At 36.1% G+C, this 17,743-nt stretch carries 20 protein-coding genes and 1 pseudogene; all 21 read left to right on the top strand.

Features of this window, described 5'->3' with window-relative positions; translation table 11 throughout:
• Nucleotides 1-73: 73 nt before the first annotated feature.
• The 21 genes and pseudogenes from recA to EV211_RS07565 all read left to right on the top strand — a co-directional run bounded on the left by recA (nucleotide 74) and on the right by EV211_RS07565 (nucleotide 17,651).
• Entirely contained in the window at nucleotides 74-1,171 is a 1,098-nt protein-coding gene (gene recA, locus EV211_RS07660) for a recombinase RecA (protein WP_133528844.1), read from the top strand.
• A gap of 144 nt (nucleotides 1,172-1,315) precedes the next feature.
• A pseudogene (gene rplU / locus EV211_RS10900) lies at nucleotides 1,316-1,618 on the top strand (50S ribosomal protein L21); the annotation flags it as partial.
• A 276-nt stretch (nucleotides 1,619-1,894) separates the two neighbouring features.
• The gene (gene rpmA / locus EV211_RS07650; protein ID WP_133528842.1) at nucleotides 1,895-2,155 is read left to right on the top strand and encodes a 50S ribosomal protein L27; all 261 of its coding nucleotides are present in this window, start codon (nucleotides 1,895-1,897) and stop codon (nucleotides 2,153-2,155) included.
• An 85-nt stretch (nucleotides 2,156-2,240) separates the two neighbouring features.
• Nucleotides 2,241-3,533 carry a GTPase ObgE gene (gene obgE / locus EV211_RS07645; protein ID WP_133528841.1) on the top strand — a complete coding sequence of 431 codons (1,293 nt, stop codon included), beginning with the start codon at nucleotides 2,241-2,243 and terminating at the stop codon, nucleotides 3,531-3,533.
• A 12-nt stretch (nucleotides 3,534-3,545) separates the two neighbouring features.
• Nucleotides 3,546-5,894 (top strand): TIGR03960 family B12-binding radical SAM protein, encoded by a 2,349-nt coding sequence (locus tag EV211_RS07640; RefSeq protein ID WP_133528840.1) that lies wholly within the window; start codon nucleotides 3,546-3,548, stop codon nucleotides 5,892-5,894.
• Nucleotides 5,887-6,576, top strand: coding sequence for a TIGR03936 family radical SAM-associated protein (locus EV211_RS07635; protein ID WP_133528839.1), 690 nt, complete (start codon nucleotides 5,887-5,889; stop codon nucleotides 6,574-6,576). Before EV211_RS07640 ends, EV211_RS07635 begins: the two co-directional genes overlap by 8 nt.
• Before the next feature lie 56 nt (nucleotides 6,577-6,632).
• Complete coding sequence (locus EV211_RS07630; protein ID WP_133528838.1) at nucleotides 6,633-7,268, top strand: helix-hairpin-helix domain-containing protein; 636 nt, start codon at nucleotides 6,633-6,635, stop codon at nucleotides 7,266-7,268.
• A 98-nt stretch (nucleotides 7,269-7,366) separates the two neighbouring features.
• A complete protein-coding gene (locus EV211_RS07625) occupies nucleotides 7,367-7,735 on the top strand; it encodes a sporulation initiation factor Spo0A C-terminal domain-containing protein (RefSeq protein ID WP_166635412.1) in 369 nt (122 codons plus the stop codon).
• A gap of 132 nt (nucleotides 7,736-7,867) precedes the next feature.
• A complete protein-coding gene (locus EV211_RS07620) occupies nucleotides 7,868-8,860 on the top strand; it encodes a tyrosine-type recombinase/integrase (protein WP_133528836.1) in 993 nt (330 codons plus the stop codon).
• A 649-nt stretch (nucleotides 8,861-9,509) separates the two neighbouring features.
• On the top strand, nucleotides 9,510-9,683 hold the full coding sequence (locus tag EV211_RS07615; RefSeq protein ID WP_133528835.1) for a MerR family transcriptional regulator: 174 nt from the start codon (nucleotides 9,510-9,512) through the stop codon (nucleotides 9,681-9,683).
• A gap of 545 nt (nucleotides 9,684-10,228) precedes the next feature.
• Nucleotides 10,229-10,687, top strand: coding sequence for a hypothetical protein (locus EV211_RS07610; protein WP_133528834.1), 459 nt, complete (start codon nucleotides 10,229-10,231; stop codon nucleotides 10,685-10,687).
• Between the two features lie 25 nt (nucleotides 10,688-10,712).
• Complete coding sequence (locus EV211_RS07605; RefSeq protein ID WP_133528833.1) at nucleotides 10,713-11,552, top strand: phage major capsid protein; 840 nt, start codon at nucleotides 10,713-10,715, stop codon at nucleotides 11,550-11,552.
• Nucleotides 11,553-11,622: 70 nt separating this feature from the next.
• Nucleotides 11,623-11,820, top strand: coding sequence for a hypothetical protein (locus EV211_RS07600; RefSeq protein ID WP_133528832.1), 198 nt, complete (start codon nucleotides 11,623-11,625; stop codon nucleotides 11,818-11,820).
• 115 nt (nucleotides 11,821-11,935) lie between these two features.
• A complete protein-coding gene (locus tag EV211_RS07595; protein ID WP_133528831.1) occupies nucleotides 11,936-12,721 on the top strand; it encodes a hypothetical protein in 786 nt (261 codons plus the stop codon).
• 166 nt (nucleotides 12,722-12,887) lie between these two features.
• Complete coding sequence (locus EV211_RS07590) at nucleotides 12,888-13,103, top strand: hypothetical protein (RefSeq protein ID WP_133528830.1); 216 nt, start codon at nucleotides 12,888-12,890, stop codon at nucleotides 13,101-13,103.
• Between the two features lie 14 nt (nucleotides 13,104-13,117).
• On the top strand, nucleotides 13,118-13,351 hold the full coding sequence (locus EV211_RS07585) for a hypothetical protein (protein WP_133528829.1): 234 nt from the start codon (nucleotides 13,118-13,120) through the stop codon (nucleotides 13,349-13,351).
• Nucleotides 13,352-14,041: 690 nt separating this feature from the next.
• The gene (locus tag EV211_RS10750) at nucleotides 14,042-14,209 is read left to right on the top strand and encodes a hypothetical protein (RefSeq protein WP_166635411.1); all 168 of its coding nucleotides are present in this window, start codon (nucleotides 14,042-14,044) and stop codon (nucleotides 14,207-14,209) included.
• A gap of 25 nt (nucleotides 14,210-14,234) precedes the next feature.
• Nucleotides 14,235-15,218, top strand: coding sequence for a hypothetical protein (locus EV211_RS07580; protein WP_133528828.1), 984 nt, complete (start codon nucleotides 14,235-14,237; stop codon nucleotides 15,216-15,218).
• A gap of 41 nt (nucleotides 15,219-15,259) precedes the next feature.
• Nucleotides 15,260-15,712, top strand: a complete 453-nt coding sequence (locus tag EV211_RS07575) for a hypothetical protein (RefSeq protein ID WP_133528827.1) — start codon at nucleotides 15,260-15,262, stop codon at nucleotides 15,710-15,712.
• Complete coding sequence (locus EV211_RS07570) at nucleotides 15,712-17,250, top strand: phage terminase large subunit family protein (protein ID WP_133528826.1); 1,539 nt, start codon at nucleotides 15,712-15,714, stop codon at nucleotides 17,248-17,250. Before EV211_RS07575 ends, EV211_RS07570 begins: the two co-directional genes overlap by 1 nt.
• Before the next feature lie 119 nt (nucleotides 17,251-17,369).
• Nucleotides 17,370-17,651 carry a phage portal protein gene (locus EV211_RS07565; protein WP_133528825.1) on the top strand — a complete coding sequence of 94 codons (282 nt, stop codon included), beginning with the start codon at nucleotides 17,370-17,372 and terminating at the stop codon, nucleotides 17,649-17,651.
• Nucleotides 17,652-17,743 lie beyond the last annotated feature (92 nt).

Below are 17,743 nucleotides of genomic sequence, written 5' to 3'. Positions count from 1 at the left end.
AAATTTACTTGACTTATATTAAATTTACTGTAAAATATAAGTAGAACAAGTGTTCGCAATATGGAGGTTAATAATGAGTAAAAATAATAAAGATGAACGCGAAGTGGCCTTAGAAGCGGCTATGTCCAAAATACAGAAGCAGTTTGGCCAGGGAGCGATCATGAAGCTGGGAGATGCCGGCGCACAGATGAATATAGATACTATATCTACCGGGTCTATCAGTTTGGATATGGCTACCGGTGTAGGTGGAGTACCTAAGGGAAGAGTAGTAGAAATATTCGGACCTGAGTCTTCGGGAAAGACTACGCTGGCACTTCACATTGTGGCAGAGGCCCAGAAAGCGGGCGGAAAGGCTGCTTTTATAGATGCAGAGCATGCTTTAGACCCTGTTTATGCTAAGAATCTTGGAGTCCAGATTGACGACCTTCTGGTGTCACAGCCTGATACAGGTGAACAGGCGCTGGAAATATGCGACATGCTTGCCAGCAGCGGAGCCATAGATGTAATAGTAATAGACTCAGTTGCAGCTTTGGTACCTAAGGCTGAGATACAAGGTGAAATGGGAGATACTCACGTTGGCCTTCAGGCAAGACTTATGTCCCAGGCTCTTCGTAAGCTTACAGGCACAGTTAATAAGACAAACACCTGTGTTATTTTTATAAACCAGCTGAGAGAAAAAGTTGGAGTGATGTTCGGAAATCCGGAGGTAACAACAGGCGGTAGAGCTTTGAAATTCTACTCATCTATGAGGTTCGATGTGAGAAGAATAGAGACTATTAAGCAGGGCGATCAGATGCTTGGAAACAGAACCAGAGTCAAAGTCGTTAAGAATAAGGTGGCACCGCCATTCAAGAAGGCTGAATTCGACATAATGTATGGCAAAGGTATATCATTATCCGGAGATATTCTGGACTGTGCAGTAGAAGCTGGAATCATAGATAAAGCAGGATCCTGGTTCAGTTATAACGGTGAACGTATAGGTCAGGGCAGAGAGAACATAAAGGCTTATCTGGAGGCCAATCCCGACATTATGCATAAGGTACATGACCAGCTTATAGATACTCTTAAAGAAAATGAGAAGGATCAGGAAAAGGATCCTAAAACTACTAAAGAAGCAGAGAAAAAGCCTGATGACATGAATGTTGACGAAGATGGCGTAATAGTAGAATAAATATAGTTAATAATCAAATAAATGTTTGACATGAATCCACATTTATGCTAATATTATTGAGTTAGACCGCTCGGTAAGGGTCTATTAAAGTGTGCGATGCACTACCCGAGAAGGCGAGACTGGTTAGAGGAGGTATTAGAATAAATGTACGCAGTAATTGAAACTGGTGGAAAGCAGTATAGAGTTCAGGAGGGTGACATTATCACCATCGAGAAACTGGATGCAGAAGCCGGAAAAAAAGTTGAATTCGACAAAGTTCTTGTATTAAGCGATGACAATGGCTTGAAAGTAGGTACACCTTACGTAGAGGGTGCCAAAGTTGTTGGCAAAGTCGTAGAAAATGGCAAAGGCCAGAAGATAGTTATCTTCAAGTATAAGAATAAGAAGGATTACAGAAAGAAGCAGGGACACAGACAGCCATACACAATGGTAGAGATCAATGATCTCGGTGGCGTTGAGAAGAAGCCTGCAAAGAAAGCAGAACCTAAGAAAGAAGCAGAACCAAAGGCCGCTCCTAAGAAGGAAGCAGAGCCAAAGGCAGAAGCTCCTAAGAAGGAAGCTTCCAAGAAAGTTTCTGCATCAATGAAGAAAGATGAACTTATTGCTTTTGCTAAAGAGCATAATGTGGAAATCGATGAGAAAGCTACTAAGGCTGTTATCATTGAAGCCATTGAAAAAGCAACTAAGTAATTGATTGTCATTCAGTAAGGAGGTGTCAGGTCTATGGCAAGTAAAAAAGGAGTAGGAAGCTCTAAGAATGGTCGTGAGTCAGAATCGAAACGTCTAGGCGTCAAGGCTGGTGACGGTCAGTTTGTAACAGCAGGAAGCATTTTGATGAGGCAGAGAGGAACTAAGCTTCATCCAGGCAACAATGTAGGTATCGGTGGTGATGATACATTGTTCGCTAAAGTAGATGGTGCTGTTAAATTCGAGAGAAAAGGCAAGACCAGGAAACAGGTCAGCGTTTATCCGAAAGAAGCTTAAGATACTTGGAGCCCCTATGTTACATAGGGGCTTATTTTTTAATTTATGGTAATATACACTTTGTGTATCAAAGTGGAGGTAATAAATGTTCGTAGATAGAGCGAAAATCGAAATCGTATCAGGTAAAGGCGGAAATGGCAGCGTTTCATTCAGAAGAGAGCCCTTCGTACCAGAAGGTGGACCAGATGGAGGAGATGGCGGCAAGGGCGGTGATATAGTAATTATTGCCGATAAAAATCTCAGGACCCTGATGGATTTTAAATATAAAAAGAAATATGAGGCAGAAAATGGTCAGGATGGTATGAGGAAGAAGAAATTCGGTAAGAATGGACAGGATCTCATTATAAAAGTACCTCAGGGTACTGTAGTCATTGATGCTGCTACGGGACTGGTAATGTCTGATATGCTGGAAGACGGCCAGTCTTTCATTGCTGCCAAAGGTGGCAAGGGTGGTAAAGGAAATGTCAATTTCAAAAATTCTGTCAGACAGGCGCCTAATTTTGCTGAAGCGGGTAATTTTGTGAAAGAACGTACAATTATCCTTGAACTTAAGATGATAGCTGATGTTGGCCTCGTAGGCTTTCCAAATGTTGGGAAATCAAGTCTGCTGGCAGTGGCAACAAGTGCCAGACCAAAGATAGACAACTATCACTTTACAACTATAGATCCTAATTTAGGTGTTGTTAACATTGCAGACACAAGTTTCGTCATGGCTGATATTGCCGGGATAATAGAAGGCGCTCATAAAGGTCTTGGGCTTGGTTTGAAATTTCTTAAGCATATTGAGAGAACCCGGGTGCTCATACATGTAGTGGATGTTTCCGGAAGTGAGGGAAGAGACCCTAAAGATGACTTTGATAAAATCAACGCTGAACTGGCTATGTACAGTGAAGATGTAGCAGAGAAGCCAATGCTGGTAGCAGCCAGTAAGATCGATCTTACAGATATAGATTCTCCGGATTATCTGGAATTCAAGGAATATGTAGAAAGCAAGGGATACAAGGTCTTCCCGATTTCTGCACCTATTAATTACGGTGTGAAAGAATTATTAAATGCGGCACTTGAAGAACTGCAGAAGGCTTTGAAGAATCCTCCTAAGGAAAAGAAAGAGGAGTATTTTGATTTCGAAACAGATGATAAGGATCCTGATTTCAAGAATGTCTATGTTGAAAAGCAGGGAAACACTTACGTTGTAACAGGAAAGCAACTGCAGAAGATTTTCGATTCTACTAATTTCAATGATTTTGGTTCTCTCAGGTATTTGTACAAGTACATAGAAAATCGAGGAGCTATCCGGAAAATGCATGAAATGGGTATGGAAGAGGGAGATACAATCAAGATATTTAATTATGAATTTGAATTTTATGACGAGTATTGATTGGAGGACTTTATGTCTGCAAATAAAAGACTAACAGAAAAAGAATGCTATGAAATGTTCAGGGCATATAATACACCTGATCATGTAATAGCTCATTGTCGTGCCGTCAGTGACACCGCAGTAGCTATTGGCAGACAGTTGAATGATCATGGCTTCGATTTGGACCTGGATCTGATAAAAATGGCAGGACTTATTCATGATGTGGCAAGAACAAATGAGCACCATGAAATAATAGCGGCGGATATGCTTGAAAAGGCTGGATTTACAGAAGAAGCAGCGATAGTCAGAGTGCATATGCGTTACGATTTTAACAGCCTGGATAAAATCAACGAGACAGATATCATGTGTCTTGGCGATAGAGTAGTCAAAGAAGATAGATATGTTGGAATCGATGAAAGGGTAGATTACCTTATACATAAAAAAGGAGAAAACCCTCAGAGAACTGAGAGCCTTTTAACCAAAAAGCAAGAGACAAAGGCTTTCATAAGCCATATAGAAGAGCGCATAGGAATGTCAATAGACAGCATATTCGCGCCTTCACTGGATCAGCTTTTGAAGCAGGTCGAGAAACCAGGCAGATATATCGGCAATGAAATCAATATATCCGTTAAAGAAACTGAAAAATTTGATGTAAGATTTGCCTTTGCATTTCCTGATTTGTATGAAATCGGTATGTCTTATGTTGGATTGCAGATACTGTACAACATAGTAAATAAAAAGGGAAACCTCTATTGCGAGAGAGTTTTCGCACCTGCAGCGGACATGGAAGCTCTTATGAGAGATTATTCATATCCTTTGTTTACATTGGAAACTAAAACGCCTGTCAAAAATATGGATGTTCTGGGATTTACCCTGCAGTACGAAATGTCATTTACAAATATCCTGAACATGCTGGAACTAGCCGGCATACCTTTGCTGAGCAAGGACAGGGACGATAGCTGGCCGTTGATAATTGCAGGAGGTCCATGCGCTTTCAACCCGGAACCATTGGCTGATTTTATAGATATCTTTATTGTTGGAGATGGTGAGCAGGCTTTACCTGAACTACTAGAAACAGTTGCCGATGCAAAGAAATCCGGCAAAAGCAAGACAGAGTTATTTAAAATAATATCAGACAGGGATGGAATATATATTCCATCATTTTACGATGTGTATTACAACGAGGATGGAACAATCCAGCAGTATAAGAAAAACTGGGATGGAGCTCCCGACAGAATCAGGAAATCTATTATAGAGGATATAGAATATGCTGAATTTCCAATATCAACAATAGTCCCTTTAATAGACACCGTTCATGACAGAGCAGTAGTGGAAACATTCAGAGGATGTACCAGAGGCTGCAGATTCTGTCAGGCTGGCATGATATACAGGCCTGTAAGGGAACGGAAGAGCGATTCAATATTGAAGATAACTGAAGAACAGTTAAAGAATTCAGGCCACGACGAATTGTCTATACTTTCACTTTCTACAAGCGATTATTCGGACTTTGAGGATCTGACACTGAAACTGACTAAATTCTGTAAGGATAAAGATGTATCGTTGTCTTTACCATCCTTACGACTTGATTCTTTTTCATTCAAGGTTCTTGAAGAAATACAGAAATACAAGAAGTCAGGGCTGACATTTGCTCCTGAGGCCGGAACCCAAAGACTCAGAGATATTATCAATAAGGGAATTACTGATAAGGATATTTATGATGCCGTGGAGCAGGCTATAGAACTTGGATGGCGTCATGTTAAACTTTATTTCATGATCGGACTTCCGGGCGAAACCTATGAAGATCTGGACGGCATTGCGGAAATAGCCAGAAATATCATAGGCTTGCACAAAAAGTCAGGCAAGGGCGGTAGATTCAATGTGACAATCAGCATATCTAACTTTGTGCCTAAAGCTCATACGCCTTTTCAATGGGAACCTCAGGATTCTACCGAAGAATTCAGGAAAAAGCATGAGTATCTCACAGAACGCCTGAAAATCAAAAACGTCACCTATAACTATCACGACGATGAAGTAAGTACTTGCGAGGCTGTAATAGCAAGGGGCGACAGACGTTGCTCAGATATGCTTATCAAGGCTCACGAAGCAGGCTGCAAATTTGACGGTTGGAGTGAGTATTTCAACAGAGAAGCATGGAAGAATGTGTTAGAAGAAGGCAACGGCGTATTTTACAGTCAGCGTAAACGTTCGTATGATGAAGTTTTGCCGTGGGATATCATAGACTCCGGCGTAACAAAGTCATTCTTGAAAAGTGAAAATGACAAAGCAGGTCTTGGAGACGTGACGGCTGACTGCCGACAGGGATGCGTAGGTTGCGGTATTAATAGCAGGGTCAGGTGCGCCCAAGGAGGTAGTGATGTATAAGTATATAATAGTTTTTTCTAAAAACGGTTATGTCAAGTACATATCTCATTTGGATATGCAAAGATTGTTCAGCCGTGCTTTCAGAAGATGTGGCTTGGAATTGCAGTACAGTCAAGGATTTAATCCACATCCGAAAATGAGTTTTGCACAGCCGCTGTCCCTTGGATATTCAGCTAAGGGCGAATATATAGAATTTGAGACGAAGACAGCGTATTCCAATGATGTCCTTATTGGCAATCTTCAGGAAACTATGCCAACAGGTATACAACTGATAAGATGCGGCATAATTCCTGATGAAGGCAAGTCATTGGCTGCCAGCGTAGAATATGCCGATTATACAGTAGATATACCGGTTGCTTTTTATGAGAAAGATTATCAGAAAGTGATTGATGATTATCTGTCGCAGAAACAGATATTAACAGAGAAGCGGCAGAAGAAAACTAAAAAAATGGTTGAAACAGACATCAGACCTAAAATCAGGGCTATAACAGCAGAGCAGGGCAGAGATGATAAACTGACGCTGAGAATGACATTAGATTGCGGAAGCCGTTCCAATGTAAGTCCTGAACTGGTAATAACCAGCTTTATGAAATTCGCGTCGTTCAACTGCTCGCGATATGAAATAGAAGTTTCCAGGGATAAATTAGGTTTACCTGTTGACTATGACATAAAATGGATGTAAAATAATGGTAATGCTGGTAAATGAAGTATTATTATTGAATTACGGAGGTTTTATCTATGGAGAAGATAAGAGAGTTAGCAGTCAAACTAAAAGAAAATAACAAGCCATTGAAAATAGCGGCGGTGATCATAGTAGTGATTGCCGCTGTATTGGTTTTTGCGGTAAAAGGGAATAGTGACACTATTAGCATAGAAGATGCTCACGCTGCGAAGGATACGGCCGCAGAGGAATCATCTGAAACAAAGGCTAAGGTTTATGTTGATGTAGGCGGAGAAGTTGAATCGCCAGGTGTATATGAAGTAGATAAAGATGCAAGAATATATGAAGTTATTGATAAAGCAGGTGGACTTACAGGCAAAGCAGATACTACAGATCTGAATCAGGCTGAGGTTGTTAAAGACGGTCAGAAAATCGTCGTTGCTTCCAAAGTCGAAAGCTCAGGCTCAGGCTCAGGAAGTCAGGGAACCCCATCGGGAGCCTCAACTTCTGCTGCCGGTAATGGCCTCATCAACATCAATACTGCAGACAGCACAGAATTACAGAAAATCACAGGTATAGGTCCGGTTATGGCCGGTAAGATAATAACATACAGAGAAGAAAACGGTAGATTCAGTAAAATTGAAGACTTGAAAAATGTCAGCGGCATAGGAGATAAGACCTTTGCCAAGATGAAAAATAAGGTCACCATATAAAAAAATTCGATAATTCCGAAAATTTTAGTAGCATTTTACTACCAACTTGTAGTAAAATAAGAATTGAATTGTGTATGCATTTTTACAAGGAGGAGAAAATGAAAGAACTTAATGAATTAGAATGTATGATTTCCAGGAAAGTATTGATATTAGGTATACCAATCAATACATGCGGATATAAGTATATCTGCCAGGCAACGATCATGGCTATGGAAAACTGGGATGTTATCTACGCAATAACCAAGGAGGTCTATCCACAAATTGCCAAGCTTAATGGCGTATCGCCGGAAAGCGTTGAGAAAGCTATGCGGCTTGCTATACATGCGGCTTGTAAGAAAAACAGCGACAGTCTGAGAGCAGTGTTAATGGGTCATACGATCCCAAAGGATGATCACAGACTCACTAACAGTGAATTTATCGGATTGCTGGCATGGAAGATCGGTATTGAAAGGTCAGGCAAGTTTTGATTGAAATTTCAACGGTTTGGACGATTCGGAAAAGTGAAAATCGACCATAAATCAACGGTTTTTACCCGTTAAAACCCTACTAACTTCCAAAATATACATTTATTATTCAGGGTATATTTGGAGGTTTTTTTTATGATTAATGACCTTAAAAGTTTCCTTTATTATTGCAAGGATAAAGGACTATCAGAAAAGACAATTTACACTTATCAGCAGACCATTTGTTTATTTCTCAATTATCTTCAAACTGAAAAGAAAATCAAAGATTGGAATAGTGTTAAAACTAAAGATTTGTACGATTACATCGCTTTTATTCGTGAACGTGGAAAATATACCGTAGTTGTCGATATAGACAGCATAGAGGTAAATCACCCGTTAAAAAGAAACGATAAAGGTAAAATGGTATCTGATACCACAATCAACAATTATTTAAGGAACATCAGAGTGTTCTTTAACTGGCTTTTCGACTACGAATACATTAATCAGAACCCTATAAACAAACTAAAATATATAAAAACCGCCCGTAAACCCTTGTATTTTTTAACCAATAAAGAATACAATATGTTTATGAAGTCCTTTAATTGCAACCGTTTCAGCGAATATAGAGATTACATAATCGTCGAAACCTTACAAGATACTGGTATGCGTATAGGTGAATGTTTATCCATAAAAATAGATGATGTCGACTTTAGCCATAACACTATTTATCTACGAGCCGAAAATACTAAAGGTAAAAAATCACGATTTGTCTTTTTTTCGAGTTATTTGAACAAGGATTTAAGAAAATGGATTAGAAAAAAGGATAAAAAAGCGAAAAGCGATTTATTATTTTGTACTAATCGAGGTACAAAAGTAAGTATTAGTCAATTCGAGCGTTCTATTAGGATTTATCAATCACGAGCAGGTCTAACAGGAATACACCCCCACGTTTTCAGAAATAACTTCGCTAAACGATTTCTAATGTCAGGGGGAGACATATATACGTTGTCAAGGATTCTTGGACATTCCAGTATCAAGGTAACAGAAGAAGCGTACTTAGACCTAGATACAGATGATTTAGCGAAACAATACGCTGGACATTCGCCATTGACCTCTATGCGTAAAAAATCAAGTAAATTGATAATTTAATCGTTTTTAATACTCAAAGGTATAATCTATCGACAACCCCATTAAAATCGATAAATCATACTATAAACGACTATTTCCTATAAGAATCAGGGTATAGCAATAGGGGTGGTCGTGTTATAACCACCAAAAAAGTATATATAACAAGGGGCGATCGTTACGAAAAATTGCGAAAAACGCCTTTTTTACCACTTTTTAAAACCCTTACAACCCTTGAAATTTCAATAGTTATATGGATTGATAGGTCTAAAAACGATATACTATTAAGGAAACGACTACATTTATTGACCCAAAGTTTGATTTTGCACCTCACATAACTATTGGAATTTCAACATTTATATAAGGTATGAATTATCACATATATGATAGAAAGTAACTAGAAATGGTGGATTTACATTAAGGTGGGTTTATAAATATATTATAACATAAAAGATAAATTTTAAAAATGTTTGATTCAGAAAACCCTTATAAACCTTGAAATTTCAATAGTTATAAGGATTGATAGGTCTAAAAACGATAGACTATTAAGGAAACAACTACATTTATGCAATCAAAAAGAGAAGTTTTCTATATTTTTTTTTAGAACATTTTTCTACATTTTGAAATAATAAGTAAAGCCGAAAGGCATTAAAAATAAAAGGAGTGAATCGAAATGGTAGAATTGAAAATATACAAAATTGGTCAGTTCGCCGTTATGGTTAACTTGACTGTAAGACAATTACAAGAACTAGATAGAAACGGCACACTACCAGCCAAGAGAACCGTAACAGGGAGAAGATATTATACGGATTCTGATATTGAAAAATATTTGAATTTGTTAATATAAAGAGGGTTCAACCCCCTCTACACAATTTGCTGGGGTCAGATTATTAGGTTTCATTAGAACGTCATATCTATTACCTAATTATTTAGCCCTGTCTTATTTATATATTATGAGGGTATATTATGTTAATATTAGCCATATCATAACATATTATACCCCCACTTAAAATTGTCCAAAAATTTTTCGTCTTTGTCATTGTCATTAATATATATTGTGAAATATACATTGGGATAAGGCATTGACCCGTGACGTGATGTATAGGTAAAAGTGGCATCACGTCACGGAAATTTTTAATAGAATATGAAGTATGTAAGATAAATCAACAATTATTTTTATTATTATATAATCTAAGAAAATTGATTGATTAAACTCACTATATTTACAATAAAAATCGAACATACACTCATATAAAAAAGGCAAAACCATCAATATTAATTGGTGGTTTTTCTTTGTCCAAAATTAAGGTGAAAACCTTGTAGTATATTAAAAGGGGTCGAATTAGTAACTATATCAGGGACTAATCAACGACAACTTGAAAGGAGAAAAGAATGAACAAAGAATTAATTGAGAAGTACAACCTGAGTGAAGAAGCGGTATCAGAACTGGAAAGGGCGATTCAATCTGAATCGGATAAGGTGAGAACTGAATATTCGCAGAAACTGAAAGTAGCAAATGAGGAATTAGAAAAGTTAAAACCTCACGAGCCAACGGAATCAGAGGTTGAACTACAAAAAGCAAAATTAGAATTAAATCAAATGAAGTTAGAAAAATCATTAAGCGAAATTGGTATAGATAGTAGTTTTGCCCAATATCTAAAATCTGATATTGACACAAACGCATTGTCAGAATCTTTCAAAGGACTTGTAACGACAAAACAACCTGATTTCAAGCCAAATAATAGGGGTGGGGTTGGCGTGTCCAAAGAGGACTTTAAGAAAATGGGATATGATGAAAAGGCAAAACTATATAACGAAAACCCATCACTTTATACGGAACTTTCTAACTAAAAGTAAAACAAAGGAGAAAAAATAAATGGCATTAGTAATAAACAAAGTGTTTGCAGACGCAATAAACGCAAAATTGGGTGTATCTCTCAGAATCGGTGGTATCGCTTTCGATGCTACATCAATGGCACCAGAGATAATGACCGCTGGAGATGAGGTTCATTTTCCGTCATTCGATAGAATAGATGACGCAGAAACGGTAACACTAGGTACAGCCCTGACAGCCGAAGAACTCGCAATGACGGATAACACCGCAACAATCAAGCAAATCGGCAAAGCGGTAAGGGTATACGATAAGAACGCTAGCCAAATCAAGGGTGCTACTATGGACCGAATGGTTGAACAGGTAACACAGGTAATGCAAAAAGCGATCGATAGCGATTTAGTCACCGCTATGGACACAGACGCAACCAAGAAAGAAGCAGTTGCAGGGGCTACAACCATTACAAGTGCTGAACTTATGGCTGGTATCGGTCTGTTCGGCGATGACATTGATACAGAATCATTTGCAGGAATCGTAATCAATTCAAGGTTATACCCAACTCTTGTGGCTATGCCTGAGTTCACATCTATTGAAAAGACATACGCAACTGCTGGTAATGGTATGGTTGCTAATGGTCTTTGTGGCTATTGGCTGGGAATCCCTGTTATTGTATGCAATAACAACACTTATGATTCATCAAAGGCAGAGTGCAAAACCTACATTGCTAAGAAAAACGCTTTGGGTTATGTATTCCAAAAAGACATTTCAGTTGAGGAAGCAAGAGTAGCATTACTTCTTGCAACTGATATTGTAGCATCTTCACTTTATGCGACTAAGTTAATCGATAAAGATGGTGTTGTTGTTCTGCGAAAGACAATAGCATAATTTTTAACTATTATGTGGGGTTATTTAAGAGATAGCCCCACTATTTTTTATTTTATGAAAGGAAGTAGAAATGGTATCAGTAAAAAAAATAAGGGAATATAGAGAGTTGTCAGGTTTGACCAAAACACAGGCAAGTGAGTTTTATTGCAAATCAAAACAATATTATTGCAGATTAGAAACGAATGATTATGTATCTGACAATGACGCAAAAGAAATGTATCAAGCGATTAACCTTGCAAGGGCTAATAAGAAAAAGCAAAATAAATAAAAGGAATAAAAGGATTAAAGGAGAGTACGAACTCTGATTTAATCAAAAAAAAGAGTTCACACCATAAAAAGGACTAAAAGGACACTAATTATAGCAACTAAAAATGGTGTGAAATATGAAAGAGAATATAAAAAATAGTTTCCCTGATTGGTGGGAAACAATAGATAACGAAAGATATTATTTAGTTTTAACGAATGATTTGGATAGTTGGTTGTCTTGCTTATATTTAAGCAAAAAATTCAACTTAAACATAGGTGGATTTTACGATTTTAACTCATTATGGGTCAACGATAAGGCGAATGGAAAAGAACCGATATATGTCGATTGTGACCTTACGAATGGCAAGGCATTTGGCAACCACGTTCAAGGGATAGCGAATAAACAATCAATCAATCTGAATATCGGTATTAATCAAAATAACTATACAGATAAATACGCTGGTTCAACCCTGATGATGTTATTTTCGCTATATGGCGAATCATTCAATTATTTCAATGACGAACAGATTAAGTTATTGCTATGTGTGGATTCGTGGTTTAAGCAGTTTTTCAATTTCCGAAAACAATGGGATAATTGGGTTGAATTAATGGATTTAGAGTTCATAAATGAAATTGTCACCCAAGACAGTATAGAGTATTATTACAATACTATTATTGATTATGGACTGAATAAGAATATTGAAATAAATAGTAATGGTAAGTTGATGTGTGGTATTGATTTTGAAAAAATATCCCATAGTAAGGGACTTTTTATCAAGAACCCAAATGGATTAGTATTTGATAAAAAAATCAAAGATTTTAATACACTTAATGCTAATATAGACATTGCCATACCTGATTATATCAACATTTTCAGTTCGGCAATGGTGTATCGTAATCGAGTTAGTTTTTCTTATTTTTAGCAGGTAAAGAATGGTGAAGAATGATGAAGATAAAAAATGAATATAATAAATCGATCGATTTAATAAAAGAAATAAATCAACTAATCGGGCAAACCAAGGTTAGTATAAATGAAACGAATAATATCGTTGTCGAAATGGATAATAGAACAGAAAGGATTATTAAAAAATGCAAATAAAAAAGGAAGATTTATTAAGAATAAAAACTAAAATAGATGATGATGAAGTAGCAATTTTCAATTTGACTCAAGTAACAAAATATTTATTGGCGGGGGTCAAGGCAGAACGTTATTTTGCCGATGAACCAACGAACACAATAGTGTTTGTTTTCAAAAAAGAAAACACGAAAGAAGTATACATTGAGTGGCTAAATCACTCATTATAAAAGAGGTAAAAAAAATGAAAGATGTAAAATATATATATAATATCAGGCAAGCCAACTTTTTTATTGAACAAGGAATCCACCCATTAGGGGTAGGCGTAAATCAAAGCAGTAATAATTTCTGGGTGGCTTTTAATTACTATGATTGCCAGCCATTATATGAAAAGTGGTTTCAGAACAGAGCCGAGTATTACAATGAAAAAATCAACAATGAAATTAATAGTGGTTTTTTCCCAAAAAATATTGAATAATATATATATAGATATTATTGTATTAAACTTTTATATAGTTCGTGTCGCTTTTCTATTATTGTAAGGTAAGTGGCACGAATACTAGCACAACTTAACACTAGCAGATGCTAACTTTGATTGTCTTGCGACAATCAATTTTATTTTGTGTACCTCCTCCGTTATTAGTAGTATATATAAATAGAACACGGAGTAGGTACACATTTGTTTCCGTTGCAAATACTATGTTATAGCAATCACCCAAACCCCCAAATGGGGTTTTTATTATATTATTATATATTTCTTAAATACCCCTTATAAAAATAAATTAGTATTAATAATAATATATATATTTGACCTTCGGTCAAATATATAATAAAAAAACCTTCGGTTTTTTTATATATAAATTAGTAATTAAATAGGTGTGCATTTTCACACTCTTAAAACACTATTAATATATATTATTTAATAAGGAATTAAGGGTGTGAAAATGCACAAACTTAATAAGTAACTAAGTATTTGTCATTTTATCACACTCTTAAAACTGTATTAAATATATATTATATTAATAAGGAATTAAGAGTGTGATAAAATGACAAATCAATAATATATATACTAAATTGGTTCTTCAAGCCGATAGGCGTAGAAGAATCAACCAGTTAGTATGCTGGCGTGTGAAAAAAAATATTAGGATAAAAAGGTAGGTTAAAAAAAATGGATAATAAAAAATATATATACAACCCTTTACAGGCGAAGTTTTATATAAACAATGGGGCAATAGTAATAGATACTGGGATAAATCAGAATACGGGTAAAATATATTGGGTATTTGGATTTAACGAAACCAAGGAAGTATATCAACTTTGGCTAAATAATAAATAGGATGAAAGAAAAGTAGGTTGAATAAATGAATAAAATAGAATTAGGTAATAAATTCAAGTCGGTTAATCAATTAGTATGGTCGTGTGGCTATACTAAAACAAATAACTTGAATCAGATAGAAAGATATATAGATGACATAAAAAGATATTATGAGTGGGAATTAACAGGTAAAATTAACCGTAATACAGGTAAGCCCACCAAAGAGATAATAATAATTAAAGCATATAATGAACCGCTACCAGCAATCAAAGATAATAACAGAACGTCTGTATATAGGGATTGTCTGATACCTTTAATTAGTGAATGGGATTCTACTTGTATGACTCAGGCAGAACTGCTTAAAGCGGTTGGAATAATCAAAGATGTTAGTGTGGTCACTTCTTACCACTTATCAGGCGGTTGCCTTGATTACAAGTATAAGTTAGTCAATGAGGTAATGACCAAAGTAAAATCCACTCTTACATATATGACTAACCAACCTGATTATGATATAGAATGGTATGAAGGTTATTCGGTTTCTAGACATAAATATGATAAGAAAGAAACGTGGGGGTATGTTGATGATGTAGCCGAAATTAAACAGATAGATAAAACAATAAATGATTTACGAAACGAATTGGTTGGGAATTGGATTATAGACAATCAACAGGAAACGACTTATTATTATCTTAGTAGGAACAAAAAATGGTATGAAGATATATATAAACCACAACTTGAAAAAGCGTTGCGAAAAATAGGAATATACAATTATAATAAGACCATTGTATTTTTTAATTATAACGAAACCAAAGAAAGTGGTAACGATCGTTGCGAAAATCAACATAAATTCAAAAACTTGATTAAAAAACGAATGTCTGATTATTTGTTGCAGAATAAAAAACCAAGAAAGAATCAAAGTAACTATAATCCATTCAAAGGAATGACAAAGCAACAGTTGGAAAAGATAGCCAAATATCATAATGGTATCTTTGATGATAATATAACATTAAATAAGAATATAGGGGCGTAATAACACACGCCTTTTTTGATAGGTAGAAAGAAGGGTAAAAGATGGCTACAACAACTAAAAAAACAGGCAAACCAAAAGAAGTAGGAACGCCAAAGGGCGAAAAATCAATATTAACACAGTTAAAAGAAGTCACAAGCGAAACCAAAATGAGATATATATGTTGGCTCTATGCTAAAGAACTACTACCGCAGGATTTTAAGACATTGGAAGATTTGAAGGCATATTATCCAATGATACCAAAGGGTGTTACGGAAAAGACCGCCCAAAGATGGTTACTGGAAGATAGCGTACAAAAGGCGACTAAGATGTTATTGAAAGCAAAACACGGTCAAAAGATGATTGAATTATATAATATATATTATGAAAAAGCCAAAGACGATACAAACGCTTTCAAGGCGTTTACTGATTTCTCGCAAGAGTTCTTCGCTGATTCAAAGGAAACAGAACTGCAATCAATTCTTAAAGGTGTGAAATTGGAAGATGGTGATAACTAATGATGCTATCAGAAAAATTAAAGATAATAATGGGTAATCCGATACTATGGATTGAAACGTTCTGTAAAATAGTTGATAAAAATGGTATAGTTGTCCCTTTTTTATTAAATCCACAACAGAAAGAATTGGTCAACGGGTTCGATAAGTATAATGTTGTCCTTAAATCAAGGCAATTAGGTATAACCTCTATAAGTTGTGCCTTATCCTTGTGGTATGCTTTGACAGGGGCGAACAATCATTGTCTTTTAATATCTTATAGCATTGATAGTGCAGATATTATATTCGATAAATTAAAGTTCTTATATAACAACTTGCCTGATGCGATTAAGTTAAAAGATATAGCAAACAATAGGAAAGAATTGAAGTTTGATAATGGTTCAAAGATAACCGTTTGCACAATGGGTAACAAAGAAATTGCTAGGGGTAGTTCGATTAAGTTTTGCCATATATCCGAGGTGGCGTTTTGCAAACAAGATGTTGTGGCGAAGCATATATTAGCAGTTGAACAGGCGTTGCTGCCTGATGGGAAGATTATACTGGAATCAACCGCTAATGGTTTTAACGAGTTTGCAAATATATGGGAGAAATCCGAAAACAAAGAATCGTTATATAAGCCGTTTTTCTTTGGCTGGATTGATGATAAACAAATGTTTTCCGATGAATATAAAGAGTTTTCACAAAAGTATATTGCCCTTAATGATGGGGCTTTGACTGATGACGACCTTGAACAAGACGAACTACAATATAGAGATATGGGGGCAACCCTTGAACAGTTGATGTGGCGAAGAATAAAGATTAAAAATAGTGGTGAAAGTAAGTTCAAACAGGAATTTCCAGCCACGCCGATTGAAGCATTTTTAACAACTGGAGAAAATATATTTAACTCACGTCATATCCAGGAGGTATACAATGCAGTAAAATCATTGAAAACATTAAAGAAAATCGATGATATACCAGCCGAGATAAAAGTATACCTTAGAAGTTATTTGTCGGTTTGGAACACACCTGAACACGGTGAAAAGTATGTAATGGGCGTTGATGGTTCTGAGGGGCTGGGGTCTGATTATAGCGTAATACACATATATACTAATGATTTAGTTCAAGTGGCAGAGTTCAGGAGCAACAAGACACAACCCCACGAAGTAGCAAAGGTAGTATATCTACTGGCAAAATGGTACAACAATGCTTTAGTAGTAATAGAAAAGGCAAGTGGTGGTCACGTTATTTTAGATCGATTGAAGAACATTTATCATTATAAAAACCTTTATAAACATAAGGATTATGATGTTAGGGGCAAAATGGTCAAGAAGATTGGCTTTAATACCACAGCGAAAACCAAACCGATAATGATTGATGATTTTGTAGAGTTATTTGAGAATCAAGACATAGTAATCAAGTCGCTTAACCTTTTAGGCGAAATGAAAACATACGAATATTCAGACGGGTCAATGAACGCTCAAAGTGGAAAACACGATGACACTGTTATAGCCACGGCATTAGCGATTCAAGGGGTTAAAAGTGGTATCAGGTATCATTGATAGATTTAATTATTAGGTCGATAGATTATACCTAAACGACAATAAAAACGATAAATATAGATATATACGGCAATATTCCTTAAGAATATAAGGGTAAAAAATAAAGATAGGAGCGATATATGCAAATAGATAATATCCCTGCAATGAACAATATAGCAAGGGTTAATGAGATAAAGAACTATATGGATGGTGTCCATAAGATAAAACAAAGAAAAGATTTTGAATTTAAGGGTGAAAAATTCACAACTGCTAAAATCGTTCTGCAATCAATAAAAAGTATTGTAGATTTTCACGCAAGTTATATACTGGGAAATCCAGTTACGCTTAACGGCGATTCGGCACAATTAAAGTTATTAATGTCTATATATAAAAAGGCATTTTACAATAGTTGCGATTATTGAATATTTCGCGTCATAAGCACCAGTGATACTCTTTATGGCCCCACCTGTATAGTTGATAGCCCTACTTGACATCAATACGCACATTAGCTCCA

Origin of the sequence: Aminicella lysinilytica, assembly GCF_004362975.1 — a bacterium.
Lineage (GTDB): Bacteria > Bacillota > Clostridia > Peptostreptococcales > Anaerovoracaceae > Aminicella > Aminicella lysinilytica.
Note: the sequence above shows the minus strand (reverse complement) of the source record. Positions and strands in the feature narration are given on the sequence as shown.